Origin of the sequence: Methylibium rhizosphaerae (genome assembly GCF_006386545.1) — a bacterium.
GTDB classification, from domain to species: domain Bacteria; phylum Pseudomonadota; class Gammaproteobacteria; order Burkholderiales; family Burkholderiaceae_C; genus Pseudorivibacter; species Pseudorivibacter rhizosphaerae.
In genome coordinates this window covers 107,373-133,004 of record NZ_SWAR01000006.1, presented here as the reverse complement: position 1 = coordinate 133,004, position 25,632 = coordinate 107,373, and the positions used below count along the sequence as shown (strand labels likewise).

At 70.1% G+C, this 25,632-nt stretch carries 23 protein-coding genes; 5 read left to right on the top strand and 18 right to left on the bottom strand.

The genetic code is table 11. The annotated features are described in order from the left end of the window. Nucleotides 1–24: 24 nt before the first annotated feature. The 3 genes from E8D38_RS07130 (at nt 25) to E8D38_RS07120 (ending at nt 3,395) form a co-directional block, all read left to right on the top strand. Complete coding sequence (locus E8D38_RS07130) at nt 25–936, top strand: LysR substrate-binding domain-containing protein (protein WP_140627302.1); 912 nt, start codon at nt 25–27, stop codon at nt 934–936. Between the two features lie 120 nt (nt 937–1,056). Next, the gene (locus E8D38_RS07125; RefSeq protein WP_140627301.1) at nt 1,057–2,493 is read left to right on the top strand and encodes a sensor histidine kinase; all 1,437 of its coding nucleotides are present in this window, start codon (nt 1,057–1,059) and stop codon (nt 2,491–2,493) included. A gap of 56 nt (nt 2,494–2,549) precedes the next feature. Further along, nucleotides 2,550–3,395: a LytR/AlgR family response regulator transcription factor gene (locus E8D38_RS07120; RefSeq protein WP_140627299.1), complete on the top strand. Its 846-nt coding sequence runs from the start codon at nt 2,550–2,552 to the stop codon at nt 3,393–3,395. A 33-nt stretch (nt 3,396–3,428) separates the two neighbouring features. On the opposite strand, the gene E8D38_RS07115 is transcribed toward E8D38_RS07120, so the two are convergent. The 13 genes from E8D38_RS07115 to E8D38_RS07055 all read right to left on the bottom strand — a co-directional run bounded on the left by E8D38_RS07115 (nt 3,429) and on the right by E8D38_RS07055 (nt 18,926). Beyond that, entirely contained in the window at nt 3,429–5,336 is a 1,908-nt protein-coding gene (locus E8D38_RS07115; RefSeq protein ID WP_140627297.1) for a putative bifunctional diguanylate cyclase/phosphodiesterase, read from the bottom strand. Further along, complete coding sequence (locus E8D38_RS07110) at nt 5,333–5,908, bottom strand: YfiR family protein (RefSeq protein WP_181178967.1); 576 nt, start codon at nt 5,906–5,908, stop codon at nt 5,333–5,335. The genes E8D38_RS07115 and E8D38_RS07110 overlap by 4 nt, the downstream gene beginning before the upstream one ends. 7 nt (nt 5,909–5,915) lie before the next feature. Then, nucleotides 5,916–7,940: a TonB-dependent receptor plug domain-containing protein gene (locus tag E8D38_RS07105; protein WP_140627293.1), complete on the bottom strand. Its 2,025-nt coding sequence runs from the start codon at nt 7,938–7,940 to the stop codon at nt 5,916–5,918. A 168-nt stretch (nt 7,941–8,108) separates the two neighbouring features. Next, nucleotides 8,109–9,254: a Gfo/Idh/MocA family protein gene (locus E8D38_RS07100; protein WP_246099385.1), complete on the bottom strand. Its 1,146-nt coding sequence runs from the start codon at nt 9,252–9,254 to the stop codon at nt 8,109–8,111. 4 nt (nt 9,255–9,258) lie between these two features. Continuing rightward, complete coding sequence (locus E8D38_RS07095; RefSeq protein ID WP_140627291.1) at nt 9,259–10,266, bottom strand: sugar phosphate isomerase/epimerase family protein; 1,008 nt, start codon at nt 10,264–10,266, stop codon at nt 9,259–9,261. A 31-nt stretch (nt 10,267–10,297) separates the two neighbouring features. Further along, complete coding sequence (locus tag E8D38_RS07090; protein WP_140627289.1) at nt 10,298–11,263, bottom strand: substrate-binding domain-containing protein; 966 nt, start codon at nt 11,261–11,263, stop codon at nt 10,298–10,300. Nucleotides 11,264–11,324: 61 nt separating this feature from the next. Beyond that, nucleotides 11,325–12,341 carry an ABC transporter permease gene (locus E8D38_RS07085; RefSeq protein WP_140627287.1) on the bottom strand — a complete coding sequence of 339 codons (1,017 nt, stop codon included), beginning with the start codon at nt 12,339–12,341 and terminating at the stop codon, nt 11,325–11,327. Continuing rightward, nucleotides 12,319–13,809, bottom strand: coding sequence for a sugar ABC transporter ATP-binding protein (locus tag E8D38_RS07080; RefSeq protein WP_140627285.1), 1,491 nt, complete (start codon nt 13,807–13,809; stop codon nt 12,319–12,321). The genes E8D38_RS07085 and E8D38_RS07080 overlap by 23 nt, the downstream gene beginning before the upstream one ends. Before the next feature lie 19 nt (nt 13,810–13,828). Beyond that, the gene (locus tag E8D38_RS07075) at nt 13,829–15,061 is read right to left on the bottom strand and encodes an ROK family transcriptional regulator (RefSeq protein ID WP_140627464.1); all 1,233 of its coding nucleotides are present in this window, start codon (nt 15,059–15,061) and stop codon (nt 13,829–13,831) included. A gap of 135 nt (nt 15,062–15,196) precedes the next feature. Next, a complete protein-coding gene (locus E8D38_RS07070; protein ID WP_181178966.1) occupies nt 15,197–15,904 on the bottom strand; it encodes a lysoplasmalogenase in 708 nt (235 codons plus the stop codon). A gap of 331 nt (nt 15,905–16,235) precedes the next feature. Then, a complete protein-coding gene (locus tag E8D38_RS07065) occupies nt 16,236–17,510 on the bottom strand; it encodes an ABC transporter substrate-binding protein (protein WP_140627281.1) in 1,275 nt (424 codons plus the stop codon). Nucleotides 17,511–17,637: 127 nt separating this feature from the next. Next, a complete protein-coding gene (locus tag E8D38_RS07060) occupies nt 17,638–17,943 on the bottom strand; it encodes a hypothetical protein (RefSeq protein WP_140627279.1) in 306 nt (101 codons plus the stop codon). 5 nt (nt 17,944–17,948) lie between these two features. Further along, nucleotides 17,949–18,926 carry an AraC family transcriptional regulator gene (locus E8D38_RS07055; protein WP_140627277.1) on the bottom strand — a complete coding sequence of 326 codons (978 nt, stop codon included), beginning with the start codon at nt 18,924–18,926 and terminating at the stop codon, nt 17,949–17,951. Between the two features lie 77 nt (nt 18,927–19,003). Between E8D38_RS07055 and E8D38_RS07050 the strand changes: the two genes are divergently transcribed. Next, entirely contained in the window at nt 19,004–20,218 is a 1,215-nt protein-coding gene (locus tag E8D38_RS07050) for an MFS transporter (protein WP_140627275.1), read from the top strand. A gap of 23 nt (nt 20,219–20,241) precedes the next feature. Beyond that, nucleotides 20,242–21,273 (top strand): NADP-dependent oxidoreductase, encoded by a 1,032-nt coding sequence (locus tag E8D38_RS07045; RefSeq protein WP_140627273.1) that lies wholly within the window; start codon nt 20,242–20,244, stop codon nt 21,271–21,273. An 86-nt stretch (nt 21,274–21,359) separates the two neighbouring features. Here E8D38_RS07045 and cspE read toward each other — a convergent pair whose 3' ends face one another. The 5 genes from cspE to E8D38_RS07020 all read right to left on the bottom strand — a co-directional run bounded on the left by cspE (nt 21,360) and on the right by E8D38_RS07020 (nt 25,531). Continuing rightward, nucleotides 21,360–21,569 carry a transcription antiterminator/RNA stability regulator CspE gene (cspE, locus tag E8D38_RS07040; protein ID WP_140627462.1) on the bottom strand — a complete coding sequence of 70 codons (210 nt, stop codon included), beginning with the start codon at nt 21,567–21,569 and terminating at the stop codon, nt 21,360–21,362. Nucleotides 21,570–21,688: 119 nt separating this feature from the next. Then, nucleotides 21,689–21,955, bottom strand: coding sequence for a translation initiation factor IF-1 (gene infA / locus E8D38_RS07035; RefSeq protein WP_140627271.1), 267 nt, complete (start codon nt 21,953–21,955; stop codon nt 21,689–21,691). Nucleotides 21,956–21,959: 4 nt separating this feature from the next. Beyond that, complete coding sequence (locus E8D38_RS07030) at nt 21,960–22,325, bottom strand: hypothetical protein (RefSeq protein ID WP_425462758.1); 366 nt, start codon at nt 22,323–22,325, stop codon at nt 21,960–21,962. Between the two features lie 167 nt (nt 22,326–22,492). Next, on the bottom strand, nt 22,493–24,541 hold the full coding sequence (locus tag E8D38_RS07025; protein WP_140627269.1) for an ATP-dependent helicase: 2,049 nt from the start codon (nt 24,539–24,541) through the stop codon (nt 22,493–22,495). 159 nt (nt 24,542–24,700) lie between these two features. Further along, nucleotides 24,701–25,531 carry a M90 family metallopeptidase gene (locus tag E8D38_RS07020; RefSeq protein WP_140627266.1) on the bottom strand — a complete coding sequence of 277 codons (831 nt, stop codon included), beginning with the start codon at nt 25,529–25,531 and terminating at the stop codon, nt 24,701–24,703. Nucleotides 25,532–25,632: the final 101 nt, after the last annotated feature.

Sequence of the window (25,632 nt, the reverse complement as noted above, 5' to 3'; positions counted from 1 at the left end):
CGGCTCGAGTTGAATCGGATTCATATGCTGGAGATCCGCCACCTGCGCTCGCTGCTTGCCATCGAAGCCTCGGCCACGCTGGCCGCCGCGGCGGAGAGGGTGCACCTCACCCAGAGCGCGCTGTCGCACCAGGTGCGCGCGCTCGAGGAGCACTACGACGTGTCGCTGTTCCAGCGCACCGGTGCCGGCCTGCGCTTCACGCCGGCAGGGCAGCGGCTGCTCGCGCTGGCGCACATGGTGCTGCCCGGGCTCGAAGCCGCCGAGCGCGACCTGCAGCGCCTGCGCAGCGACACGCGAGGCGAGCTGCGCATCGCCCTCGAATGCCACACCTGCTTCGACTGGCTGATGCCGGTGATGGACGACTTCCGCCAGCGCTGGCCCGAGGTGGAGCTCGACCTGGTGGCCGGGTTCCACCCCGACCCGCTCGCGCTCATCAAGGCCGGCCGGGCCGACCTGGTGATCGCCGGCAAGCCGCCGCGCGACCGGGCGTTGCGCTCGATGCCGCTGTTCCGCTTCGAGATCCTGGTGGTGATGGCCCTGGAACATCGCCTGCGCGGCAAGCGCCGGCTGGCCGCGCAGGACCTCCTCGGGGAAACCCTCATCACCTACCCGGTGCCGGAGGAGCGCATCGACCTGATCCGCGAAGTGCTCAAGCCGGCGGGCATCACCCTGGCGCGCCGCACCGCCGAGCTCACCGTCGCGGTGCTGCAGCTGGTGGCCAGCCGGCGCGGCATCGCCGCCCTGCCCAACTGGGGCGTCAAGAACTACGTCGAGCACGACTACGTGCTCGCCAAGCGCCTGGCCGCGCCGGGCCTGTGGAGCGAGCTGCATGCGGTGGTGCCCAAGGCCCTGGCCGAGCGGCCGTTCGTCACCGACTTCGTGGCCACGGTGCGCCAGACCTGCGCCCGGGAGCTCGACGGCATCGAACTCCTGTAGGGCGAAAGGCGGCGCCGCTGCTCCGCTTCGTCGCCCGCTGCTGCAGCCTGTCCTCCGCCCGGGCCGGTGTGTCACATGCCCGTGGCTGCACCCGGCGGCGCCCCCGTACAGTGCGCCCCCATGGACCCGAAGACCCACTCCATCTCCCCCAGCGGCTGGCAGCGTTTTGCCGCCGGCACGCTGGGCGCCTTCCACACCTATGCCAGCTGGCTGGTCAGCATCAGCTGGAAGCGCTTCTTCCTGCTCTCGGTGCTGCTGCTGGTGACGGCGTCGCTGCTGGAGTCGATCCCGCCGTTCAACATCAAGATCACCGAGGTGCTGCCGCACGACGGGCAGGAGACGCGCACGGCCGGCAACCAGGTGCCCAAGCCGCCCAAGCCGCCGGCGCCGAACCGCGACGAGCCGCTGGTGAAGATCGAACAGCCGGCCACCGCCGACAAGGACGGCGTGGACATCTCGATCGATCACCGGGGCGTGCGCATCACCAAGCGGGTAGCCAAGGCGGAGCAGGCGGCTTCGGCGGCGTCGGCCGCACAGGCCGAAGCGGTCGAGGCAGCCCAGGCGGCCGCCTCCGCCGCGTCGAGCGTGGAAGAGCTGGAGCGCACCATCGAGATCCGCCTGCCGCCCGGCGTGGCCAGCGAGGTCAGGAGTGCCGTCGAGGAAGCCCGGCGCGAAGTGGCGGAGGCCATGGCCGAAGCCGAGGAGGCCAAGCGCGAAGCCCGGGAAGCCCAGATCGAAGCGGCAGAGGCCGCGCGCGAAGGCGTGCCGCGCCTGCGCACCCGCACGCGGCGGCTCGGCGAATTCCTGCCCGACCTCGCGTTGCTGTGGATCTTCGCGTCGGCCATCATCAAGATCACCTACAAGGGCCAACTGCAGGCCGAGGTGAAGGCGGCGCATGCCACCGAGGTGGCCGAGGCCGAGTCGCTCAAGCGCCAGGTGGTGGAGGCGCGCATGGCCGCGATGCAGGCGCAGGTGGAACCGCACTTCCTGTTCAACACGCTGGCGTCGATCGACCACCTGATCGAGACCGACCCGCCGCGGGCCAGCAAGATGCAGAAGAACCTGATCGCGCTGCTGCGCGCCAGCATGCCGACGATGCGCGAGGCCAATGCCAACGGCACGCGCGACCTGGGCCGCGAACTGGGCGTCATCAAGCCCTATCTCGAGATCCTGAAGGTGCGCATGGAGGACCGGCTGATGACCGAGATCGACGTGCCCGAAGGGCTGCTGAGCGCCGAGTTCCCGCCGATGATGCTGCAGTCGCTGGTGGAAAACGCCATCAAGCACGGCCTGGAGCCCAAGCCCGAAGGCGGGCTGCTGCGGGTCGGCGCCGAGATCGTGCACGGCAAGCTGGTGGTCACCGTGGCCGACACCGGACTGGGCTTCGGCAAGGCGGCCACCGCCGGCACCGGCACCGGCCTGGCCAACATCCGCGAGCGGCTGTCGCTGCTGTACGGCACGCGCGGCCAGCTCAGGATCGCCGAGAACACGCCCAGCGGCACGGTGGTCACGATCACCGTGCCCTACCAGACCCGCGTGGGCGACCACGAAGCCTGACGGACCGCGGTGCATTCGTCGCCCGCGCGGGGGCGGACGCACTACCATGGCGCCCCATGAACCCGACCCCTCCTGCCGAGCCCGTGCGCGCGGTCATTGCCGACGATGAACGCCTGATGCGCGAGCAGCTGCGCGCGCGCCTGGCCGAAGTCTGGCCCGAGCTCGACATCGTGGCCGAAGCCCGCCACGGCGCCGAGGCGGTGACCCTGGTGGCCGAGCACCGGCCCGACCTCGTGTTCCTCGACATCCGCATGCCCGGCATGACCGGCGTGGAGGCGGCCCGCGAGATCGCGCGGCTCGAGCCGGTCGACGGATGGAGCGGCTGCGAGATCGTCTTCATCACCGCCTACGACCAGTACGCGATCGAGGCCTTCGAGCAGGGCGTGGTGGACTACGTGCTGAAGCCGGCCGAGAAGGAACGCCTGCAGCTCACGGTGCAGCGCCTGCAAAAGCGCCTGGTGCAGCGGGGTGGCCAGGCGCCGGAGGCTGCGGCAGGGCCCGACAACGCCTCGCTGCAGGACCTGCTCGCCAGGCTCACGACGCAGCTGCAGGGCGGCGGCGGCGCCGCCGCCCCGGCCCGGCTGCGCTGGATCCAGGCCACCGTGGGCCAGAGCATCCAGATGATCCCGGTCGCCGACGTGCTGTTCTTCATCTCCGACGAAAAATACACGCGGGTGCAGACCGCCACGCTGGAGGCCCTGATCCGCAAGCCGATCAAGGAGCTGATCGACGAGCTCGACCCGCACGAGTTCTGGCAGATCCACCGCTCGACGCTGGTCAACGCGCGCGCGATCGCCGGCGTGACCCGAGACCTGCGCGGCCGCCAGCTGGTGTCGGTGAAGGGCCACCCCGAAAAGCTCGAGGTGAGCCGCAGCTACACGCACCTCTTCAAGGGCATGTAGTGGTGCGCGCGGTGCACCGCGCGCCGCTGGCGCTCAGGTCTGCTGCCTGTGCGCCGGCTCTGCGGGCGCCGCGGCGGCGATGCTGGCGTACTCGCCCAGCGCCTGCCGCCTCATGAGCGCGGCGGCATCCTCGGGCGTGAGCGGCCGGGCCAGCCCGAAGCCCTGGTAGTAGTCGCAGCCGAGTGCGCGCAGGTGGGCATGGTCGCGTTCGGTCTCGATGCCCTCGGCCACCACCACCATCTGCAGCGCATGGGCCACGTCGATCATCGACTGCACCAGCATCGACGCCTCCTCGGACCCCGACACGCCCTTGATGAACAGCCGGTCGATCTTGAGCTTGCGGCAGCGCATGCGCCGCAGGTAGCCCAGCGAGCTGTAGCCGGTGCCGAAGTCGTCGATGGCCAGCGGATAGCCCAGGCTCTGCAGCGCCACCACCACCGAGTGCGGCGAATCCATGTCCTCGAAGACGTTCGACTCGGTGAGCTCGAACTCCACCGTGGCCGGCCCCAGCGACAGCTCGCGCAAGGCGTCGAGATAGCCCTGCCGGTGCGCGTCGCGGCGGAACTGGCGTGACGACAGGTTGAGCGCCACCGGCGGCACCTCCAGGCCGGCGTGCTGCCAGGCGTCGAGGTCGGCGCGCAGGCGGCGCAGCACCGACAGCCCGAGCGGCACGATGAGCTCGGAGCTTTCGGCCACAGGAATGAACTCGGCCGGCGACACCGGCCCGATGCCGGGCCGGTGCCAGCGCGACAGCGCCTCGAACGAGACCAGCCGGCCCTGGCCGTCGAAGATGGGCTGGTAGGCCAGCGAGATCTCGCACCGCGGGATGCCGGCGCGCAGGTCGGTCTCGAGCGTGAGGCGCGCCTTCATCTCATCGCCGAGCTGCGACGAGTAGAAGTGGTAGCCGTCCTTGCCGGTGCGCTTGGCCTGGTACATGGCGGCGTCGGCGCAGCGCATCGCTTCCTCGGGCGTGCGCGCATCGGCCGGCAGCAGCGCCACCCCGACCGACACCGACACGCGCAGCTCGTTGCCCTCGACCTGCATCGGCTGCGGCAGCGTGCGCACCAGCTCGGCCGCCACCCGGGTGGCCACGTTGGCGTTGATCGACTCGAGCAGCAGCGCGAACTCGTCGCCCGCCAGGCGCGCCACCACGTCGCCTTCGCGCACGGAGGCGCGCAGGCGCACGGCCACCTGCCTGAGCACGGCATCGCCGGCGGCATGGCCCATGCGATCGTTGATCTGCTTGAAGTTGTCGAGGTCCACGAACAGCAGCGCGTCGGTGCGCGCATGGCGGTCCCAGTGGCCCTTCGCGTGATGCATCAGGGTCTGGAAGGTGCTGCGGTTGGGCAGGCCGGTCAACGCGTCGTGGGTGGCCAGGAAACGCGTGCGCGCCTCGCTTTCACGCACCTTGGCGCGCATGCGGCGCGACACCACGGCCGCCAGCGCGAGCGCCACCAGCATCACCGACAGCGCGCCGCCGGCGAACTTGAACAGGGCCGTCCACACGCCGGTGCGTTCGGCCGACATCTGCAGCCGCCCGATCGCCATGCCGTTGGCGACGATGGTGTGCTCCACCTCTTCGGTGCCGGCGTGACGGGCCCACCAGTGCGGCGCCGGCGTCGCACGGCGGTAGGCCGCGAGGCTGGTGCGGTCGGCGCGGAACAGGCGGGCCGACTCCACCAGCGGCGAGCCGCTCAGCGACGCGAGGATCTCGCGCGCGTCGGCCTCGCTGTCGAACAGCACGGCCGCATTGACGGTGCGCCCCACGATCTCGGCCTGGGTGAGCAGCTCCTCGCGCAGCCGCTCGCGCAAGGCGCCGTACTGCAGCACGGTGAGTGCCACCACCAGCAGCAGCATCGCAGCCGCGGCCAGCAGCCCTTCGCCTGGAGTGCCCTGCGCCAGCAGCGGCGGTTCGGCATCGAAGCCTTGCCAGCGCATCATGATTCCTTCACGTAGCGGGCCAGCCGCAGCACCTTGGCGCTGATGTCCAGCCCCTGGCGCCGCAGCGCGCCCAGGCCGACGTCGAACACGACTCGCCCGCCGTCGACCTGCAGGTTGAGCATCACGCCGCGTTCGAGCAGCCCCAGCTCGTCGCCGACCCAGAAGATGCCCTGCACGTCGTTGCGCGCGAGCGCGGCGAGGCCGGACGCACCGCCCGCATAGGCCACCTGGCAGGTGGCCAGCTGCTCCACGCCGACGCGGCGCCACTGCAGCATGCGGTCGTTGACGCGGCGGCCGTCGAAGTCGCGCAGCGCAAGGGCCAGCGGCGACTCGTCGAACACGCAGAAGCGCAGCGGTCCGTCGGCAGCGGCCGTGCGCGGCCACTGGACGAACAGCAGCGCGCGAAAGACGATCTGCGCCTTCAGCTGCGGCTCGCTGCGTGGGTTGTCCTGCGCCCGCGCCGGGCCCGGCGCCGAGCCTGCCGCGGCGGTCACCGCGATCAGCCATGCGGCACCGAGCCGCCGCAGCTGCGGCAGGCGGGCCGAAAGGCTTGGGGAACTGCTGCGCGTCATCGCCGGATCAGAAGGCAGCCTGCCAGTCCAGCGTGAAGGCCCGGCGCGCGCGCGGCACGCGGTCGACCGAAAGACCCGGCGTGGGCACGTCGTAGGCTGCCGCATCGCCGAGGTTGGTGACCCGCAGCGCCAGCTCCTGGCGCGTGCCGATCGCATGGCGCAGCACGCCGTTCACGATGATGCAGGCCTCCACCGGCTGCGGTCCGCGCCGCGCGCCCAGCGCATCGAGCTCGGCGCCCAGCCACCAGCCGGTGGCCAGCGGCGCCAGTGCATGGCCCTTCATCAGCCAGCGCGGCGAGTTGTGCGGCCGCTCGCCGTTGATGCGGGCGCGCACCACCGAGGCGCTGGCGCGCCAGCGCCAGCCGGTCGAGGCCGAATGCTCGACCTCGGTGTCGATGCCGGTGGTGCCGGCACGGCTGATGTTCTGGTACTGGCCGATGTCTTCGCCCTCGGGCAGCACGAAATCGATCATGTTGCTCAGGCTGTAGCGATACACGCTGGCCGACACCCGGGTGTGCGCATCGAGCGCATGCTCCCAGGCCAGCTCGACGGTGCGGATGGATTCGGAGCGCAAGCCCGGGTTGGCCACCTGCGACACGCCGTCCTCGTAGTAGCGCTCCGACAGGTTCGGTGAACGGAAGGCACGGCCGGCGCTCAGCTTCCAAGCCTGCGCAGCGCCGGGGCGCCACACGAGTGCGAGGCGCGGCGAGAACTCCGCGTTGTGGGTCGGCGCATGGTCGAGCCGCGCGCCCAGCGTGAGCGACCACCGCTCCGACAGGCGCATCTGGTCCTGGGCGAAGAAGCCGTAGCCGGTCGAACTGACACGAACGTCCTGCACCACCGCGGGCGGTTCCTCGTCGAAGTTGTGCAGGCGGGCGTTGAGCGTGCGGCGCAGGTCCATGCCGGCGACCACCGCATGGTTGGTCCAGCGCCGCCACTGCAGGCGCCATTCGGCGCCGAGCCAGCGTCCGCGCAGGTCGTCGTGGTTGATCAGGTAGGCAGGCTCGCCCTCGTCGAGCACGTAGCGGCCGCGGTAGCGGTAGGTCGACACGCTGATGCGCGCGCTGGTGCGCAGGTCGGCGCGCCATGCGCCGTCCCATGCGAGCTCGCCGAAGGCGTAGCCGTCGACGTAGCGGGTGCCGTCGGCGCCGAACACGGTGCCGAACTCGCCGGTGGCGATGTTCTTGTCGCGTTCGCTGGCCGCCAGCGTGACGCGCCAGCGCCCCAGGCGCGCCTTGGCCAGCAGGCCGTGCTGGCGGGTGCCGTCGAGACCGCGTGCCACGCCATCGGGTGCGGCCGGCGAAGCCAGCTCGGGAAAGCTCAGGTCTTCGCCGCGCGATCGCAGGCCCATGACGCCGATGAACACGTCGGTCGAGTACCCGTCGGCCTGGCCGCTGCTGTAGCCGTATTGCGCCATCGCGCGCCGGGTACCGAAGCTGCCGAAGCTCACCCGGGCGGCCGCGCCCGGCGCGTCGGCGCCGTCTAGCGTGACGAAGTTGGCCACCCCGAACAGCGCATTGCCGCCGTAGACGGACGACGCCGAACCGTAGATCAGCTCGGTGCGCTTGACCCAGTCGGCCGGCAGCGGGAAGGTGTTGTCGGGGAGTGCCTGGTCGTAGATGACGTCGTTGACCCGATAGCCGTCGATCGTCATCAGGGTGCGCGAGTTGTAGTCACCCGGGCGGTTGAAGCCCCGCAGACCGAACGAGGTGTAGCTGCGGTCGCTGGTCAGGTAGCCGCCCGGCAGCCGCTGCAGCATCTCGCCGACGGTGGTGTGGCCCAGCAGCCGCGCGTCCTCGCGCGGGAACACCCGCACCACCGCGGGCGCATCGAGGGTGCTCTCGGCATAGCGGGAAACACTCTCGACCTGCGCCTCGAGCAGCCGTGCGAGGTCTTCGTCCGGGTCGTCCTGCCCGTGATCGGCCTGCGCCAGCGCGGGCACCAGCAGCAGCAGCAGCAACGACAGGCTGTTCAGGAACAGTCGACGGCAACGCAGGAAGCGCGCGGGCAGGGCACCGGAAGACTCGTGCATGTGGATACCTCGGCCGCAAATACGGCACTCGACCGGAGGCAAGAAAGCGATGCACGGACTATCGGCCCGCGCGCACCGATGTTGAACAGGGCCACGTGCAAAACATCACGGCCCGCGCCGCAGCGGTGCAACCGTTACATCAGGCAGGAGCGGCGGGCGCCGCGCGCACTACGAACAGGCGGTCCATTTGGCCTCGGAGCGGGCCGACGCCACCGTCTTCTCGATGAAGCGCACGCCGCGAGCACCTTCGGCCACCGTGGGGAAGTCTGCTTCGTGGAGCGCCGGCGCCCGGCCGGCCCTGACCGCCGCCATGGCTTCGGCGACGCCCAGGTACACGTTCGCAAAGGCTTCGATGAAGGCTTCGGGGTGGCCGCTGGGCAGGCGCGTGGCGCGGCGGGCCGCTTCGCCCAGCCAGGGCGAGCCGCGGGTGAGCTCCTGGCGCGGGCCGTCCAGCGGCGCGAACTCCAGGCGGTTGGGCTCTTCCTGGCGCCACATCAGCGTGCCGAGGGTGCCCGACACGCGCAAGCGCAGGTCGTTCTCGCAGCCGGCTTCGACCTGCGACGCGAGCATCGCGCCGCGCGCGCCGCCGGCGAAGCGCAGCAGCAGCGAGGCATCGTCGTCGAGAATGCGGCCGGCACCGAAGCTGGTGAGGTCGGCGCACAGGCTTTCGAGCTGCAGCCCCGTCACCGTGGCGACCAGGTTCTCGGCATGCGAGCCGATGTCGCCCATGGCGCCGGCAATGCCGCTGCGCTGCGGGTCGAGCCGCCACGCGGCCTGCTTGCTGGATTCCACGTTGCGGGCGAGCCAGCCCTGGTGGTACTCGACCACCACCTTGCGCAGCGTGCCGAGCGCGCCGCTTGCGACCATCTCGCGTGCCTGGCGCACCATCGGATAGCCGGTGTAGTTGTAGGTCACGCCGAACACCGTGCCATGCCGGCGCGACAGCTGCACCAGCTCTTCGGCCTGCTCGCTGGTGTGGCACAGCGGCTTGTCGCACACCACATGGAAGCCGGCCTCGGTGAAGGCACGCGCCACCTCGTAGTGCAGGTGGTTGGGCGTGACGATGCACACCATGTCGATGCGCTCTTCGCGCGGGCGCCTGAGTTCGTCCTCGAGCAGGTCCTGCCAGCGGGCGTGGCTGCGGTCGTCGGCCAGGCCCAGCTCGCGGCCGGACGCGCGTGCCCGTTCGGCGTCGGACGACAGGGCGCCGGCCACCAGCCGGTAGCGCCCGTCGAGCGCCATCGCCATGCGGTGCACACCGCCGATGAAGGCGCCCTGGCCGCCGCCCACCATTGCGTACCGGAAGGCTTGCATCGGCTCAGCCCCCCTTGCCTTCGAAGGCCGCATCGAAGGCCTGCGCCGCCGGCTTGAAGTCGAGCCGCTTGCAGAACGCCGCGCTTTCGGTGGCACCGTGCACACGGTCCATGCGGCTGTCTTCCCACTCGACGCTCAACGGCCCCTGGTAGCCGATGTCGTTGAGCGCCACGATGATGGATTCGAAGTCGATCATGCCGCGGCCCACGCTGCGGAAGTCCCAGCTGCGACGCGCGTCGCCGAAGCTGGTGTGGCCGCCGAAGGTGCCCACCGTGCCGTCGCCCTTGCCCCACCACACGTCCTTCATGTGGCAGTTGTGGATGCGGCTCGCGAAGGTGCGGACGAACTTCACATAGTCCACGCCCTGGTAGGCGAGATGGCTCGGGTCGAAGTTGAAGCCGAAGCGCTGGTGGCCTCCCACGGCGTCGATCGCACGCTGCGTCGACGCGATGTCGAAGGCGATTTCGGTGGGGTGCACCTCGAGCGCGAAGTCGACGCCCTCCTTGTCGAAGACGTCGAGGATGGGAGTCCAGCGCTGCGCGAAGTCCTCGAAGCCGGCATCCCAGTAGGCCTGGGTGGTCGGCGGGAAGGCATAGATCGAATGCCAGATCGACGAGCCGGTGAAGCCGGTGACGGTAGGCACGCCGAAGCGGCGGGCGGCACGCGCGGTGTCCTGCATCTCCTGCGCGGCACGGCGCCGCACGCCTTCGGGGTCGCCGTCGCCCCACACATGCGCCGGCACGATGGCCTTGTGGCGTTCGTCGATCCGGTCGCACACCGCCTGGCCGGTGAGGTGGTTGCCGATGGCGAAACACTGCAGGCCGTGCGAGGCGAGCAGCCGGCGCTGCCGCTCGCAATAGCCGTCGTCGCGCAGCGCCTGCTGCACGTTGAAGTGGTCGCCCCAGCAGGCGAGCTCCAGGCCGTCGTAGCCCATCTGCCTGGCCAGCGGCGCCAGTTCGGCCAACGGAAGGTCGGCCCACTGGCCGGTGAACAAGGTGACGGGTCTGGCCATGGAGATCTCCTGCTGAGCGGCACCGTGAGGGTCAGAACGGCGAGTCGGGGAAGTAGAACTGCCGGGCGTTCTCCTTCGTGATCAGCACCGAAGGAATGATGGTCGTCGGCGGCAGCTTCTCGCCCTTCAGGCGCGCCTCGGCGGTGAGCTTGATCGCGTCGTACATGAACTTCGGCGAGTACGACACGTTGGCCTGGATGCGCGGGTCGTTGCCGTCGATCAGCGTCTTGACCATGCCCTTCGCGCCGGCGCCGCCGAAGACGATCCGGATGTCCTTGCGCCTGGCCTGGTCGATGGCCTTCAGCACGCCCACCGCCATGTCGTCGTCTGCGGCCCACACCGCGTCGATCTGCTTGAAGCGGGTCAGGAAGTCCTGCATCACCTTGAACGCGTCGTCGCGGTTCCAGTTGCCGTGCTTGGCGTCGAGCAGCTTGATGCCGGGGTGGTTCTTCATCACCGCGTTGAAGGCATCCATGCGCTCGTTGTCGAGCGTGGTGGGGATGCCGCGCAGCGCCACGATGTTGCCCTTGCCGCCCAGCGCCTGGGCCAGGTACTCGGCCGGCACCTTGCCGAAGGCGGTGTTGTCGCCGGCGACATAGGCATCCTGTGCCGAGGTGTCGGTGAGCCCGCGGTCGACCACCGTCACGTAGACGCCCTTGTTCTTCACCTGGGCCACCGGCTGGGTGAGCGAGGCGGACTCGAACGGGAACACCACGAGCGCGTTGATCTTGTTGACCGTCACTAGGTCCTGCAGCTGGTTGGCCTGCTCGGGCGCGCCGCTGGCGGTCTTGATGGTGACCTTGAGGTCGGGGTGCTTCTTCTCGAGCTCCCTCTTCGCCTCGTTGGCCCACCACACGATGCCGGCGGTGAAGCTGTGCGTCGCCGCCGGGATGGCCACGCCGAGGTTGACCTTGTTCTGGGCGAAGGCGGTGCCGGTGGTACCGAGCGCCGCCATCGCTGCGGCCGCGAGGCCCAGGGTGCGTCTTGTGAACTTCATCGCTGTTGTCTCCTGTCGTGTGGTCGTCAGAGGAATGGGCAGCACGGGCTGCCCGAGAGAACTACCGCCGTCGTCGCTGGAGGAATGCGACGGCGATGATCACGAGGCCCTGCACCGCCGCGTTGAGGTACACGCTGATGATGCTGGTGAGGTTGAGGATGTTGCTGATGACCGAGAGCAGCACCGCGCCCACCACGGTGCCGGCGATGCGGCCTTCGCCGCCCTTGAGTGCCGTGCCGCCGACGATGACCGCGGCAATCGCCTCCAGCTCCCACAGCAGCCCGGTGGTCGGCGTGGCCGAGCCCAGGCGCGGCACATACAGCAAGGTGGCGATGCCTACGCAGACGCCCAGCAGGGCATAGGTGAGCGTCTTGATGCGGTCCACGTCGACCGCGGCATAACGCGCCACCTGCTCGTTCGAGCCGATGGCCTGCACATAGCGGCCGAACCGCGTGCGGTTCAGGATCACCGCTCCGGCGATCGCCACCGCCGCGAAGACCCAGATCGGCACCGGCACGCCCAGCAGGCTGCCGTAGTACACCGGGCCGTAGGCCTCGGACAGTTCGTTGTCGAGCGTGATCGCGCCGCCGTCGGCAAACCAGGTGAGCAGCGCCCTGAAGATGCCCAGCGTGCCCAGCGTCACGATGAAGGGCTCGATGCGGCCCTTGGTGATGAGCAGGCCGTGGGCGAAGCCGAACAGCGCTCCCAGCACCAGCGCGAACAGCACGCCCGCGGCCACCACCCACACCGGCGAGGCGCCCAGCGGGCCGAGCTTGTTCATCACGATGATCATGCTGCCGGCAATCAGCGCGGCCATCGAGCCCACCGACAGGTCGATGCCGCCGGAGGTGATGACGAAACACATGCCCACCGCGATGATGCCGATGAAGGCGGTGCGGGTGAGCACGTTCATCGCGTTGTCCCAGGTCGCGAAATCCGGGTTGAGCACGGTGCCCGCGATGCACAGCAGCACCAGGCCGAGCACCGGGCCCAGGCCTTCGGCGCGGCGCCAGGCCGGCCGGCGCGAGGGGGCGGCGGGCGTGGTCGCCGCCGCGTCAGTGGTGGGTGCCGGTGGCATGGGCGATCAGCTCCTCTTCGCTCAGTTGGTCGGCGGCCAGCGTGGCCATGACACGGCCGTTGCGCATGACGACCACCCGGTGCGCCAGGCCGATCAGCTCGATCAGCTCCGACGAGATCACGATGACGGCACGGCCTTCGCCGGCCAGCTGCCGGATCAGGAAGTAGATGTCGCGCTTGGCCCCCACGTCGACGCCGCGGGTCGGCTCGTCGAGCACCACCACCTGCGGCTTCGGCTGCAGCACCCGCGCGATCGCCAGCTTCTGCTGGTTGCCGCCCGACAGCGACGACGCCTTGTTGTAGAGGTCGCCGGTGCGGATGCCGAAGTCGGTCACCGCCTGCTGCAGCGCACGGTGTTCGGCCGCGGGGTCGAGCAGCGGCTTCGCATACCGCTCGAGCGACATCAGCGTGAGGTTCTCGGCCAGGCCCATGCTCACATGCAGGCCCTTGCCCTTGCGGTCTTCGCTCAGGTAGGTGAGGCCCTGTTCGGCCGCCTGCCGCGGGCTTTGCAGCGCCACCTCGCGCCCCAGCAGCTCGACGCGGCCGTGGCCGCCCTCGCGCAGGCCGAGCAGCCCTTCGAACAGCTCGGTGCGCCCGGCGCCCACCAGGCCGGCGAAACCCAGCACCTCGCCGGGCCGGACCTCGAAGCTCACGTCGTCGGCCCAGCCGGGCACCGTGTAGTGCTCGACCTTCATCAACGGCAAGGCATCGGTGCGCGGCAGCTGCTTCGGCGGGAACATGTCGGACAGCTCGCGGCCCACCATGAGGTTGGCCATCTGCTGGCGCGACAGGCCGGCGGTGGGCGCCCGGGTGACGAACCGGCCGTCGCGCATGACCACCACCTCGTCGGTGATGCGCTCCACTTCGTCGAGCTTGTGCGAGATGTAGACGATGGTGACGCCGGCGGCCCTGAGCTGCGCGATGAGGCCGAACAGGCGCTGCGTCTCCGAAGGCGTGAGCGTCGCGGTGGGCTCGTCCATGATCAGCAGCCGCGCGCGGCGCTGCAGGGCCTTCGCGATCTCGACCAGCTGCTTCTCGGCCACGATCAGGTGGCGCACCGGCGTGTCGGGGTCGGCGTCGAGCCCCACCTGCTGCAGCAGGCCGCGGGTGGCCTGGCGCATGGCGGCGTCGTCGAGCAGCCAGCCGCTGCGCAGCTCGTGGCCGAGGAAGATGTTCTGCGCGATGGTGAGGTGTTCAGCGAGGTTGAACTCCTGGTGGATCAGCACGATGCCGGCCGCCTCGGCCTCGCGCGAGCCGTTGAAGCTGCGCGGCGTGCCGTCGACCAGCACCTCGCCGCCGCTGGCGGCTTCGTAGCCGCAGAGGATCTTCATCAGCGTGGACTTGCCCGCACCGTTTTCGCCGAGCAGGCCGACCACGCGGCCCGGTTCGAGCGCGAAGCTGACGCCGTGCAGCACCTGCACCGGGCCGAAGCGCTTGACCACCTCGTTGAATCGGACTGAGACGCTCATCGGGGTTCGGCGTTTGAATTCATTCACCGCGCAGGCGCAGAGGTGCCACCGCCTCCACGCGCCCGCGGCGGCGCATCGTCTCCTGCAGCGCCAGCACGCCGGCGCCGATGACGCCCGCCCGTTCGCCGAGCGGCGCGTACTGGATCTCGAGGTGCCGTGTCGACAGGGCCAGCGAGCGGTGGTAGACGCTCTGGCGGATGGACGCCAGCAGCAGCGGCCCCATGCGCGAGACGCCGCCGCCGATGAACACGTGCGACGGGTTGAAGAAGTTCACCACCGACGCGAGCATCTGGCCGATGTAGCCGCCGGCGCGCTGGATGATCGCGTTGGCCGCCGCGTCGCCGGTGCGGCTCGCCTGGTCCACGTCGAGCGGCGTGAGCTGGCCCTGCTCGGCCAGCATCTTCGCCAGCAGGCGGCTTTCACCGGCCTGTGCGGCCTCGGTCGCCATGCTGGCGATGGCGGGGCCGGCGGCCAGGGCCTCCACGCAGCCCAGGTTGCCGCAGCGGCAGCGCGGGCCGTGCGGGTCCACGCAGATGTGGCCCACGTCGCCGGCGGAGCCGTCGGCTCCCCGGTACACCTCGCCGTGGCAGACGATGCCGCAGCCGATGCCGGTGCCCACCTTGAACACCAGGAAGTTGGGCAGCCCGCGGTGCAGCCGCCAAAGCTCGCCCAGCGCCATGAGGTTCACGTCGTTGTCGATGAAGGCCGGCGCCGCGTATTCGTCGCGCAGGTAGTCGCGGATCGAGAAGCCTTCCCAGCCGGGCATGAGCGGCGGGTTCACCAGCAGGCCGCTTTCGAATTCCACCGGGCCGGGCACACCCATGCCGATGCCCAGCACCCGCTCGCGGCCGACGCCGCAGCGCTTGAGCAGGTCGCGCAGCACTTCGCGCACGCGGGAGAGCATCACACCCGGGCCGGCCAGCACGTCGGCCGGCTCGCCATGGTGGGCCAGCACGGTGAGGTCGGGCGCGAGCACCGCCACGTCCATGCTGGTGGCGCCCAGGTCCACGCCGACCAGCACGCCCATGCTGCGGGCCAGGCGCAACGTCTCGGGGCGACGCCCGCCGGAAGAGGCCTGCGGGCCGGTCTCGTCGAGCAGGCCGCGCTCGACCAGGCCTGCCACGGCGCCGTTGGCCTTGCTCTTGGAAAAGGCGGATCGTTCAGCCAGCTCCGAACGCGACGCGCCGGACGACCAGAACACGGCCTCCAGCACGGCGAGCTCGCCCGGCGACAAGTCGTCCCAGCGGATCACCACGGTTGTTGTCTCCTGCGCCTGGCCGTCTGCGCGGCTCGGGCGACGCCATCGTAGGAAGCCGACTTCGGCTGCTCAAGACTGATCTTCGACCAATTGCAGGCCGAAGCAGGAGGCGGGGAAATTGAAGCTCGGTCAGCGGCGCGGTGGCGCTGCGAGGCTGCTGGCGATCAGCCACTGCGCCAGCCAATAGGTGGACAGGACCCAGACCGATGCATGCGGCAGCGGCCCCTGGAACTTGTCGGTCGCCAGCAGTGCGTCGGACAGCACGAACAGCGCACCGCCCAGGGCAGCCAGCCGCGCCCGTGCATCCAGACCGCTGCCGCGGGCGTGCCACCACCAGCAGGCGGCCTGGGCCGCCATCGCCGCGAGTGCCACCACATATGCCAGCACCGGCAGTTGCAGCGGAGCCGGCACGCCGGGCCACAGGAAGCTCAGCACGGCGCCGGCCACCAGCGCGTAGGCGGCGAAGGCCAGCGGCTGGGCGGCCAGGCGCACGCCGCGGGTGAACGCGACCAGGTAGCACAAGTGCGCCAGCAGGAAGGCCACGAGCCCGGGCAGGAACCCCTGCTGCGGCCACAGCAGGGCCACGTCGCCGGCCAGCGAAAGCACCAGGCCGGCCAGCACCCAGCGGCGCCGCACGCCGGTGTCGCCGGTGCTGCCAGCGGCATGGGCGATCACCAGCACGGTGGCCAGCGGCTTGAAGACGAAGGCGAGCCAGCGGGCGCCGGTTTCATTGCCCAGCACGGTGAGCGAGGCGCAGGTGATGGTGGCAACGGCCAGCCACACCGCGGCACGGGTGCTGCCCATGCGCGACGCCGGCAAGGTGGTGGATTCGTTCATGCGCCGGCATTGTGGTGAGCGCATGACGCGCTGCCAGCGGGCAAGCCCTGAGCAGGGTGAGGGAGGAAGCAGGGACGGTCGTGCAGCTTGCACTGCACGACCGCCCGCCCCATTGTCACGCCCCCTCAGGCGCAGCAAAACGCAGGCGCATCCCCCAGGGTCCCTCTCTCTCCGATCGAACCGGCTCCCCAATCGAGCCGGCGCCCTCGGCGTCTGCGATCAGGAACACTCTAGAGACAAAGGCCTGGGCGCGGGTGCGTGTTAGCCCGGGGTCCCCCATCACGGCGAGCGCCGGCGTGCAGGACTGCTCAGCTGCGGGGCTGCGGACGGGTCACTTCTTCCGTGCGGCCGCCGCGACGAAGCGGCTCATCGTGTCGGCGCTGGTGGTGCGGTCGTCGTTCCAGAACGCGGCCACCGCATCCTTCATCGCGTCTTCCACGGCGGCCGGCTGGACCATCTTGTGGGCAATGGAAGGCACCAGCGCGTTGATCATGGCGGTGGCCACGAAGTAGGCGCTCGACTCCTGGCCGCACAGGTCGAAGCGTTTCATGTCGACGCCGCTCACTGCCGGGATGGAGCCCTTGTTGAGGTTGAACACCTCCTGGAAGGCCGGGCTCATGATCGAGCGCACCAGCGCGCGCTGCGCCTGCTGCGCCGCCTCGCCCTTCAGCTGGAACATCGCGAAGCTGTCGATGTTGAAGATGTAGGCGCGTTCTGTGCCGGGCGCCGAGGTGCACAGGAAGTCGCGACCCGGCGCCTTGCCGGCGGCCAGGAACTCGCCCTTGGCCCAGTCGCCCATGAACTGCATCGCCGCCTCGCCGCGGATGACCATCGCGGTGGCCTGGTTCCAGTCGCGCCCGGGCGCGTTCCGGTCGGTGTAGCCCTTGATGCGGCGGAAGGTGGTGAGCGCACTCTCCATCGTGGCGCTCTGCAGCGCCTTGGCATCGAGCTGCACGAAGGCACGGCGGTAGAAGTCGGCGCCGCCCACGCCCAGCACCACCGTCTCGAAGGTGGTGAATTCCTGCCACGGCTGGCCGCCATGGGCCACCGGCGTGATGCCGGCCTTCTGCAGCTTTTCGGCCAGCGAGAAGAACTCGTCCCAGGTCTGCGGCGCGCGCTGGCTCACCCGGCGCAGCGCGTCGCGGTTGATCCACAGCCAGTTGACCCGGTGCACGTTCACCGGCACCGCGACGTAGTGGCCGTTCACCTTCATCACGTCGGCCACCACCTTGGGCAGCTGCGAGTCCCATTTCTGCTGCTGGGCCACGTCGTCGAGGTTGGCCAGCACGCCCAGGCGGCCCCATTCCTGGATGGCCGGCCCCTTGATCTGCGCCGCCGCCGGCGGGTTGCCGTTGGCCACCCGCGAGCGCAGCACGCTCATCGCCGTGTCGCCGCCGCCGCCCTGCACCGCGAAGTCGCGCCAGCCGTGGCCCTGCTCGCCGAGCGTGCGCTTGAGCTCGCCCACCGCCCGGGCTTCGCCGCCCGAGGTCCACCAGTGCAGCACCTCCACTTCGCCGGCGGCGGCGGCCGCGGTCGCCGCGGCAAGTCCGACGGCGCACCACCACTGTCGCGCCCTGCCCCACACCCGAGGGATCCGCTTGTCCATGCCTTGTCTCCTCCGCCGGCTGATGCGCCGGCTGTGTCGTTCATTCAGACGACTTTAAGGAGACTTAATCTTTCCTTACATAGGGTCGGCCCTGGTTCATGCTTCATAAAGGTTGTCGCGGCGTGAACTAGTCGTGCTCGTCGCCGCCGAATGCCGCCAGGAACGCCTCGACGAAACGCGGCGAGCCGGTCAAGGTGAGCGTCACCGTGTGCCAGCGCCCCTCGCCTTCGACACCGACCTGCAGGTCGTGATCCCAGTCCATGCCCTCGTCCACCGGTCCGTGGCTGTGCGGGAAGTGCTGCCAGGCCCAGTCGAGCACCTGCTGCGCCTCGGCCATCGCCGCGGCGTGCTGCGTGGCGGAGGTCGAGGCCATGGCATCGAGGGTGCTGACGCCGTCGGAGCCTTCGATGAGGTCGAAGCTGAGGTAGTGCATGAACGCTAGGGCCTGAGCGCCCGCGCCGCGCTCGGCGGGTGGCCGAGGATGCGCTTGAAGGCGCGGCTGAAGGAGGCCTCCGAGTCATAGCCGAGCCGGTTGGCAGCCACCGAGACGCGCACGCCCTCGCGCTCGATCCAGCGGCGAGCCTGGAACATCTTCACCTTGGCCACATACTTTGCCGGGCTCTCGCCGACCGTGCGGGTGAAGGCCTCGGCAAAGGTCGAGCGCGAGGCGCCCATCAACTCGGCCAGCGCCGGAACGCTCCAGTCGCGCGACGGGTCGGCATGGATGGCTGCCAGCACCTTGCCGACCCTGGGGCAGCGCACCGCCGCCACCCAGCCGGTCGAGTCGCTGCAGCCGCATTCGACCCAGGCGCGGATGATGCTCGCGGCCAGCACGTCGGCCAGCCGCGCGAGGATGCCGCAGGCACCCACCCGGTCGAGCGCCATCTCACGCTCCATGGCCTCCAGCAACGCCGGCACGGTGGCATCGCGCTGGGCCAGCTCTCCGGCGCGCATCACCTCCGGCATCATCGCCACCAGCGGGTGCATCGGGTCGAGGTTGAAGCGCAGCGCGCCGCAGAACATCACGTCGGCCACCTCGCCCTCAGCCACGGCAGCCCGGTCGCCACTGCCCACCAGGTAGATGTTGTCGGACACCGCCACCCGCGCGAGCGAGTCGATGTCCACCGCCGGCACGTCCGGCTCGCTGGCCATGATGTGGAAGCTGCCCCGCGGCAGCAGCACCGCATCGCCGGGGTTCAGGCGCAGCCAGTCGGCCGACTGCTGGGTGCGCAGCCAGCTCACGCCGTGCGCCACGAAGTGGAAACGGGCCGAGCGCTGCGCCGGAAAGGCGACCGCCCAGGGCCTGGGCAGCCGGCAGCGGCCGTATTCGACGCCATCGAGCCGCAGGCCCAGCAGGATCTGGGTCAGGGCATCGGGGCCGCGGGAGATGGGATCTTCGGACGAATGGTCAAGCATTTCGGCTCTTCCAACATGGAAACGCCGGCATCTTATCCATAAGCTGCCCGCTCCGATTCACTTTCCCTACGCCCAAAGTGTCTGCCACCTCCTGCTCCCAAAGCCTCGACGCCGCGGCCTCGGCCGCCTGCGCGCCCGCCAACCCGGCGCGCTGGCCGGCCGTCGTGTCGCTTGCGCTCGGCGTCTTCGGCCTGGTCACGGCCGAGTTCCTGCCGGCCAGCCTGCTCACCGCCATGGCCACCGACCTCGGCATCTCCGCCGGTGCCGCGGGCCAGGCGGTGACGGCCACCGCACTGGTGGGCGCGGTGGCCGCGCCCTCGATTCCGCTGCTCACCCGGCGCTTCGACCGCAAGGCGGTGCTGCTCGCCCTCACGCTGCTGCTGGTGCTGTCCAACCTGATGGCGGCCACTGCCGACAGCTTTGCGGTACTGCTGGCAGCGCGGGTGATGCTCGGCGTGGCGCTCGGCGGCTTCTGGTCGATGGCCGCGGCGCTGGCAATGCGGCTGGTGCCCGAGACGCTGTTCGCGCGGGCGATGTCGGTGGTGCTCACCGGCGTGTCGGTGGCCACCGTCTGCGCCGCACCCGTGGGCGCGTGGATGGGCGACCTGTGGGGCTGGCGCAGCGCCTTCGTGGCCGCCGGGGTGGTGAGCGTGCTGACGCTGGTCTTCCAGTGGCTCACGCTGCCCGCGCTGCCGCCGCGCGACAACCCGGACCTGCGCGTGCTGGGCCGGCTGCTGGCCCGCCCGGGCGTGCGCGTGGCGCTGCTGGCGGTGCTGCTCGTCATCTCGGGCCACTTCGCCGGCTTCACCTACATCCGCCCACTGATGGAAGACGTGACCCACCTGTCGGTGAGCGCGATCTCGGCTGTGCTGCTGGGCTACGGCATCGGCGGCTTCTTCGGCAACTTCGCCGGCGGGCTGATCGCCGAACGCAGCGAGCGCCACGCCATCGTCGCGGGCGGCGCGGTGATCGCGGTGCTGGCGGCCAGCCTGCTGGTCGCGGGCAGCTCGGCGGTGGTGACGGCGGTGGCCGTGGCCCTGTGGGGCTTTGCGTTCGGCGCCTTCCCGGTCGGCTTCCAGACCTGGATCGTGCGGGCCGCGCCCGACCAGGCCGAAGGCGCCGGCGGGCTGCTGGTGGCGGCGTTCCAGGTGGCCATCGCCAGCGGCGCAGTGGGCGGCGGCCTGCTGGTCGATCACATCGGCGCCCTCGGCGGACCCGCCTTTGCGGCGGCCGCCCTCGCGCTCGGCACCGTGCTCACGCTGCGCTACGGGCCGCGCCCGGCGCGGGCCTGAACCTGCCCAGGAAGGAGACCCCCATGTCCACGGCCGATACCCTCAACCGCCGCATCGTGCTGGCCGCGCACCCGCAGGGCCTGCCCGCGCTGCAGGACTTCCGCCTCGAAACCCAGCCGGCCCCGACACCGGCCGACGGGCAGGTGCTGCTGCGCACGCTGCACCTGTCGCTCGACCCCTACATGCGCAACCTGATGGAGCCCACCGGCCCCGGCTATGCGCCGCCGGTGCCGCTGGGCGCCGCCATGGTGGGCGGCACGGTGAGCCGCGTGGCCGCCTCGCGCCACACCCGCTGGCGCGAGGGCGACCTCGTGCTCGCCAACGCGGGCTGGCAGGACTACGCGCTGTCCGATGGCACCGACCTGCTGCCGCTGGGCGACATGGCGCAACCGTCGCTCGCGCTCGGCGCGCTGGGCATGCCCGGATTCACCGCCTGGGTCGGCCTGCACGACATCGGCCAGCCGAAGCCCGGCGAGACGGTGGTGGTGGCCGCCGCCACCGGCGCGGTGGGCTCGGTGGTCGGGCAGATCGCGAAGCTGAAGGGCGCGCGCGTGGTGGGCATTGCCGGCGGCGCCGACAAATGCCGCCATGCCATCGAAGTGCTCGGCTTCGATGCCTGCATCGACCGCCATGCGCCCGACTTCGAGCAGCAGCTCGGCGCCGCCTGCCCGCAAGGCATCGACGTGTACTTCGAGAACGTGGGCGGCGCGGTGCTCGAGGCGGTGCTGCCGCGGCTCAACCTCGGCGCGCGGGTGCCGGTGTGCGGCTTCATCGCGCACTACAACGAGAGCGTGCTGCCCGGAGGCCCCAACCGGCTGCCGCAGCTGCTGGCCGCCGTGCTGCAGAAGCGGGTGCGCCTGCAGGGCTTCATCATCCTCGACCACTACGGCGAGCGTTTCGAAGCGTTCCGCCGCGAGATGAGCCGCTGGCTCGAGGCCGGCCTCGTGAAGCCGCGCGAAGACCGGGTCGAAGGGCTGGAGAACGCACCGCAGGCCTTCATCGGCCTGCTGCAGGGACGCAACTTCGGCAAGCTGGTGGTGCAGGTGGCGGCCTGAAAGCAAAACACCCTGCGGTGTGAGCGCAGGGTGTTCTTCTCATCTGGCAGCACGAACGGGGCGCGAGGCCCCGGCGTGCGTCAGAGTCAGAGGGCGCGGATGCGCGAGGCCTGGGGGCCTTTTTGGCCCTGGGTCACCTCGAACTCCACGCGCTGGTTTTCAGTCAGCACCTTGAAGCCCGTGCCCTGGATCTCCTTGAAGTGGGCGAACAGGTCCTTGCCGCCGTTGTCGGGGGCAATGAAGCCGAAGCCCTTGCTTTCGTTGAACCATTTCACAGTGCCGGTTTCAGTCGTCATGTCGTCGATCCTTGCTGGATGCGTTGAAAAAATGCCCCAGCTTTGGCCGGTGCGGGTCAGCAGCCTCCTGACAGGGAGGCTGAATGCGGGAAATGAATGGGCGTCGTCGCGATGCAGGTTCATCGGCGCGGTGCCCGCGGGGTGGAGGGCGCAGCAGCGCTTCGCCGGTCGAGATGGCGGAAGGTGATGCGGCCCTTGGTGAGGTCGTAGGGCGAGAGTTCCAGCGACACGCTGTCGCCGGCCAGGATGCGGATGTGGTGCTTGCGCATCTTGCCGCCGGTGTAGGCGACCAGCTGATGCCCGTTTTCGAGCGTCACGCGAAAGCGCGAGTCCGGCAGGATCTCGTTCACGACGCCGTGCATCTCGATGAGTTCTTCCTTGGCCATGCGGTCACTCCAGAGTGAAGGTGGATGGGGCTTGGGCAGGCGCGCGCTGGCCGATCCAGGTGAGGGCCTGGGACGTGGCAAAACGGGCCGCCTGCTCGCGTGAGGCGAAAACGGGCACGAAACGCATCACGCGGTCGTGGGTCATGCTTCCTCGACCGCTGCGGATCGACACGGAAGCCGTGTAGCGTCCGCCGTCGTCGCGGCGGATCAGGGGAGAAACGAGGTACTTCCCGACCTGTAGGGCGGTATGAATGCTGAATCCTTTGGTGGCCGGCCCTCTGAATACGGGGGCCGCCGGGTCTGACTGGAAAGCGCGCGGTGCGCGCATGCGGCGGATGAGCTCTGTCCGGCGGCTGGCACGCAGGGTCACTCGCCGCGGGCCAGGGGCAGCCAGAACACGGGGACCGCCGAAGCAATCAGAAGGTCTGGCAAGGGAGGGAGATCAACTCTTGATCTCGGCGAGCCTGAGGCATCAGGGGGTGATGCCGCTCGCGCGAAGGCTGGAGTGTACCAGCAATCGGGCTGCCTGCGCGAGAGTCAAACCGCCTGCGGCTTGGCGGCCGCGGCCCGTGCCGCGAATTCAGCCCGCAGCGCCTTCAACTTCTCGCGCGGGTCTTCGCGGCGCGTCTGCTCGTTGAGCTTCATCTCGCCGATGAAGCGACTCGGGATGCCCTGCACCGTGTCGCGGCCCTTCTTGCGGCGGCGCAGCGTGCTGACCACGAGCGTGGTGCGCGCGCGGGTGATGCCTACGTACATGAGGCGGCGCTCCTCCTCGAGCCGCTGCGCCGTCATGTCCTCGTCGTCGGTCTTGAACGGCAGCAGCCCTTCGTTGACGCCCGCCAGCACCACGTGCGGCCACTCCAGGCCCTTGGACGCATGCAGCGTCGACAGCGTGACCACGTTCTGCTCGTCGCCGCGTTCGGCCAGGCTGATGATGACGCTGATGGTCTGGGCCACGTCGAGCACCGTCTTGCGCTCGGTCTCGAAGGTGCCGCCCTCGTTGGTGATCTCGCCGCCGCAGCGCTTGGCGATCCAGTCGACGAAGTCCATCACGTTCGACCAGCGCGAGGCCGCGAGCTTCTCGCTGTCTTCGCCGTCGTACAGGTGCTGCTCGTAGCCGATGTCCTTCAGCCATTCGAGGAGCAGCGCCTTGGCGTCCTCGGCGCCGCTGGTGTGGCGCGCGCGGTGCTCCAGGTCGGTGACGTAGCGGCCGAACTCGTGCAGCGAGCCGATGGCGCGTGCGCTCACCGCGGTGCCGAGCGAGTCGGCGAACAGCGCCTCGTACAGCGACACCTTCCACTTCGCCGCGAACTCGCCCAGCTGTCCGAGCGTCTGGTGGCCGATGCCGCGCTTGGGCGTGGTGACGGCGCGCAGGAAGGCCGGGTCGTCGTCCTGGTTCACCAGCAGGCGCAGCCAGGCGCACAGGTCCTTGATCTCGGCGCGGTCGAAGAAGCTCTGGCCGCCGGACACCTTGTACGGGATCTCGGCCTTGCGCAGCGCCTTCTCGAACACGCGCGCCTGGTGGTTGGCGCGGTAGAGGATCGCGAAGTCCTTCCACTCCACCTGGCCGCCCTGCCCGCGCACGCTCTGGATGCGGGCCACCGCGCGCTCGGCCTCGTGCTCCTCGCCGTCGCATTCGTTGAGCCGCACGGGCTCGCCGTCGCCGTATTCGCTCCACAGCTTCTTCTCGAAGAGCTTGGGATTCAGCGCGATCACGTTGTTGGCGGCCCGCAGGATGGAGCCGGTGGAGCGGTAGTTCTGCTCCAGCGGAATGACCTTGAGGTCGGGGTAGTCCTGCGGCAGGCGCTTGAGGTTCTCGATGGTGGCGCCGCGCCAGCCGTAGATGCTCTGGTCGTCGTCGCCCACCGCGGTGAACATCGCCGGGCGCTCGCGGCCCTCGCCCACCAGCAGCTTGAGGAACTCGTACTGCTGCGCGTTGGTGTCCTGGTATTCGTCGACCAGCACGTGGCGCAGCTGTGTCTGCCACTTGTTGCGGGTCTCCTCGTCGCGCTCGAGCAGCTTCACCGGCAGGCCGATCAGGTCGTCGAAGTCCACCGCCTGGTAGGCCGCCAGCCGCTCTTCATAACGCGCCATCACCCGCGCGGCCACCCGTTCATCGTCGTCCTGCGCGGCGGCCTCGGCACGGGCCGAGTCGAGCCCGTTGTTCTTCCACAGGCTGATGGTCCACTGCCAGCGCCGCGCCAGCGCGGCATCGGTGGTGCCGCCTGCATCGCGCAGGATGGACAGCACGTCGTCGCTGTCGAGGATGGAAAACTGCGGCTTGAGGCCGAGCTTGCCGCCGTCTTCACGCAGCAGGCGCACGCCCAGCGAGTGGAAGGTGCTGATGAGCAGGTCCTTCGCGGCGCGGCCCACCAGGTGCTTGGCGCGCTCGCGCATCTCGGCCGACGCCTTGTTGGTGAAGGTGATGGCCGCCACCTGCTTCGGCGCCAGACCCGACTGCAGCAGCCGCGCGATCTTGTGCGTGATGACGCGCGTCTTGCCCGAGCCGGCGCCGGCCAGCACGAGGCAGGGCCCCGACGCGTGATAGACGGCTTCGAGCTGGGCGGGGTTGAGGGTGTCGGCCATGGTGCGCGCAAACGAGCCGCGCATGATATCGGGGTGCCGGCGCGCCCCGGCCGCAGCCGGCGGGGCAGCGCCGCAAACTCAGGGCCGCCGTGGCGCAATGCTCAGGTCCGGCGGCCTGATGCGCCAGGCGCCCGCACAACGCAGGGCCGGGCGCTGCCGCTACCAGTTGATCGGATTCACCCGGTAGAACCGCGCGAGTTCGCGGTAAAGCTCGGGCGCTTCCCAGGCCATCTGCTGCGGCTGCTCGAAGAACACTTCGGATGCCACCGCAAAGAACTCGGCCGGGCTGGTGGCACCGTAGTCACTGAACAGGGACGGCTCGCCTCGGGCCGCCTGCGCCTGCAATTCGGCGAATGCCTCGTTCCACACCCGCGACCACCGCCGCCGGTCGCGGGTGGTGGGCAGCAGCGGCGCGCCGTTGGCCGGGCCGTTGGCCTGGTCGATCTGGTGGGCGAATTCGTGGATCACCACGTTGCGCCCGTCGTCGGCCACCGCCGCGCCTTCCAGCGCGTCCTGCCACGACAGGATCACCTGCCCCTGCTGCCACGATTCGCCGGCCAGCACCTGCCGCTGGTCCTGCACCACGGCGCCGTCGCTGTGCACGCGGCTCACCGCAAAGGCGCCAGGGTAGACCAGCACCTGGCGCAGATTCGGAAAGTAGTCCGGCCGGGGGTGGTTGAGCAGCAGCAGACAGGCCTGCGCCGCGATGGTGACGCGCATCTCGTCGGTCACCTGCAGCCCCGCGCAGCCGATGAAGGGCTTTTCGGCGAGGAACACCTGCATGTGCTTTTTCAGCTGCAGTTGCAGGTCGACCGGCAGGCGGCGAAACACCGGCACCCGGCGCTTGAGGATGCGCCGCCATCCGGCGGGAAAGGGCTGGCGGCGCACGCGCGCGCGGCGCCACTCGGCGAGCCGAGGCTGCCCCACCAGCCACAACAGGAACAGCGCGGCCAGGCCGAGTGTGATGAGCAGAGGCACGAGCAGCTCCATGCGGAAGGTCCTGCCCACATGGGCACGCGGCGGGCAGTTTCAATGGGCGCGCCACGCAGCCGCGACCAGCGTGATGCAGTTCATGGCACGACGCCACGGCT

Coding starts and splice junctions, on each gene's coding strand:
- E8D38_RS07130 (WP_140627302.1), top strand. CDS start 25: ATGCTGGAGATCCGCCACCTGCGCTCGCTGCTTGCCATCGAAGCCTCG.
- E8D38_RS07125 (WP_140627301.1), top strand. CDS start 1,057: ATGGACCCGAAGACCCACTCCATCTCCCCCAGCGGCTGGCAGCGTTTT.
- E8D38_RS07120 (WP_140627299.1), top strand. CDS start 2,550: ATGAACCCGACCCCTCCTGCCGAGCCCGTGCGCGCGGTCATTGCCGAC.
- E8D38_RS07115 (WP_140627297.1), bottom strand. CDS start 5,336: ATGATGCGCTGGCAAGGCTTCGATGCCGAACCGCCGCTGCTGGCGCAG.
- E8D38_RS07110 (WP_181178967.1), bottom strand. CDS start 5,908: ATGACGCGCAGCAGTTCCCCAAGCCTTTCGGCCCGCCTGCCGCAGCTG.
- E8D38_RS07105 (WP_140627293.1), bottom strand. CDS start 7,940: ATGCACGAGTCTTCCGGTGCCCTGCCCGCGCGCTTCCTGCGTTGCCGT.
- E8D38_RS07100 (WP_246099385.1), bottom strand. CDS start 9,254: ATGCAAGCCTTCCGGTACGCAATGGTGGGCGGCGGCCAGGGCGCCTTC.
- E8D38_RS07095 (WP_140627291.1), bottom strand. CDS start 10,266: ATGGCCAGACCCGTCACCTTGTTCACCGGCCAGTGGGCCGACCTTCCG.
- E8D38_RS07090 (WP_140627289.1), bottom strand. CDS start 11,263: ATGAAGTTCACAAGACGCACCCTGGGCCTCGCGGCCGCAGCGATGGCG.
- E8D38_RS07085 (WP_140627287.1), bottom strand. CDS start 12,341: ATGCCACCGGCACCCACCACTGACGCGGCGGCGACCACGCCCGCCGCC.
- E8D38_RS07080 (WP_140627285.1), bottom strand. CDS start 13,809: ATGAGCGTCTCAGTCCGATTCAACGAGGTGGTCAAGCGCTTCGGCCCG.
- E8D38_RS07070 (WP_181178966.1), bottom strand. CDS start 15,904: ATGAACGAATCCACCACCTTGCCGGCGTCGCGCATGGGCAGCACCCGT.
- E8D38_RS07065 (WP_140627281.1), bottom strand. CDS start 17,510: ATGGACAAGCGGATCCCTCGGGTGTGGGGCAGGGCGCGACAGTGGTGG.
- E8D38_RS07060 (WP_140627279.1), bottom strand. CDS start 17,943: ATGCACTACCTCAGCTTCGACCTCATCGAAGGCTCCGACGGCGTCAGC.
- E8D38_RS07055 (WP_140627277.1), bottom strand. CDS start 18,926: ATGCTTGACCATTCGTCCGAAGATCCCATCTCCCGCGGCCCCGATGCC.
- E8D38_RS07045 (WP_140627273.1), top strand. CDS start 20,242: ATGTCCACGGCCGATACCCTCAACCGCCGCATCGTGCTGGCCGCGCAC.
- cspE (WP_140627462.1), bottom strand. CDS start 21,569: ATGACGACTGAAACCGGCACTGTGAAATGGTTCAACGAAAGCAAGGGC.
- infA (WP_140627271.1), bottom strand. CDS start 21,955: ATGGCCAAGGAAGAACTCATCGAGATGCACGGCGTCGTGAACGAGATC.
- E8D38_RS07025 (WP_140627269.1), bottom strand. CDS start 24,541: ATGGCCGACACCCTCAACCCCGCCCAGCTCGAAGCCGTCTATCACGCG.
- E8D38_RS07020 (WP_140627266.1), bottom strand. CDS start 25,531: ATGGAGCTGCTCGTGCCTCTGCTCATCACACTCGGCCTGGCCGCGCTG.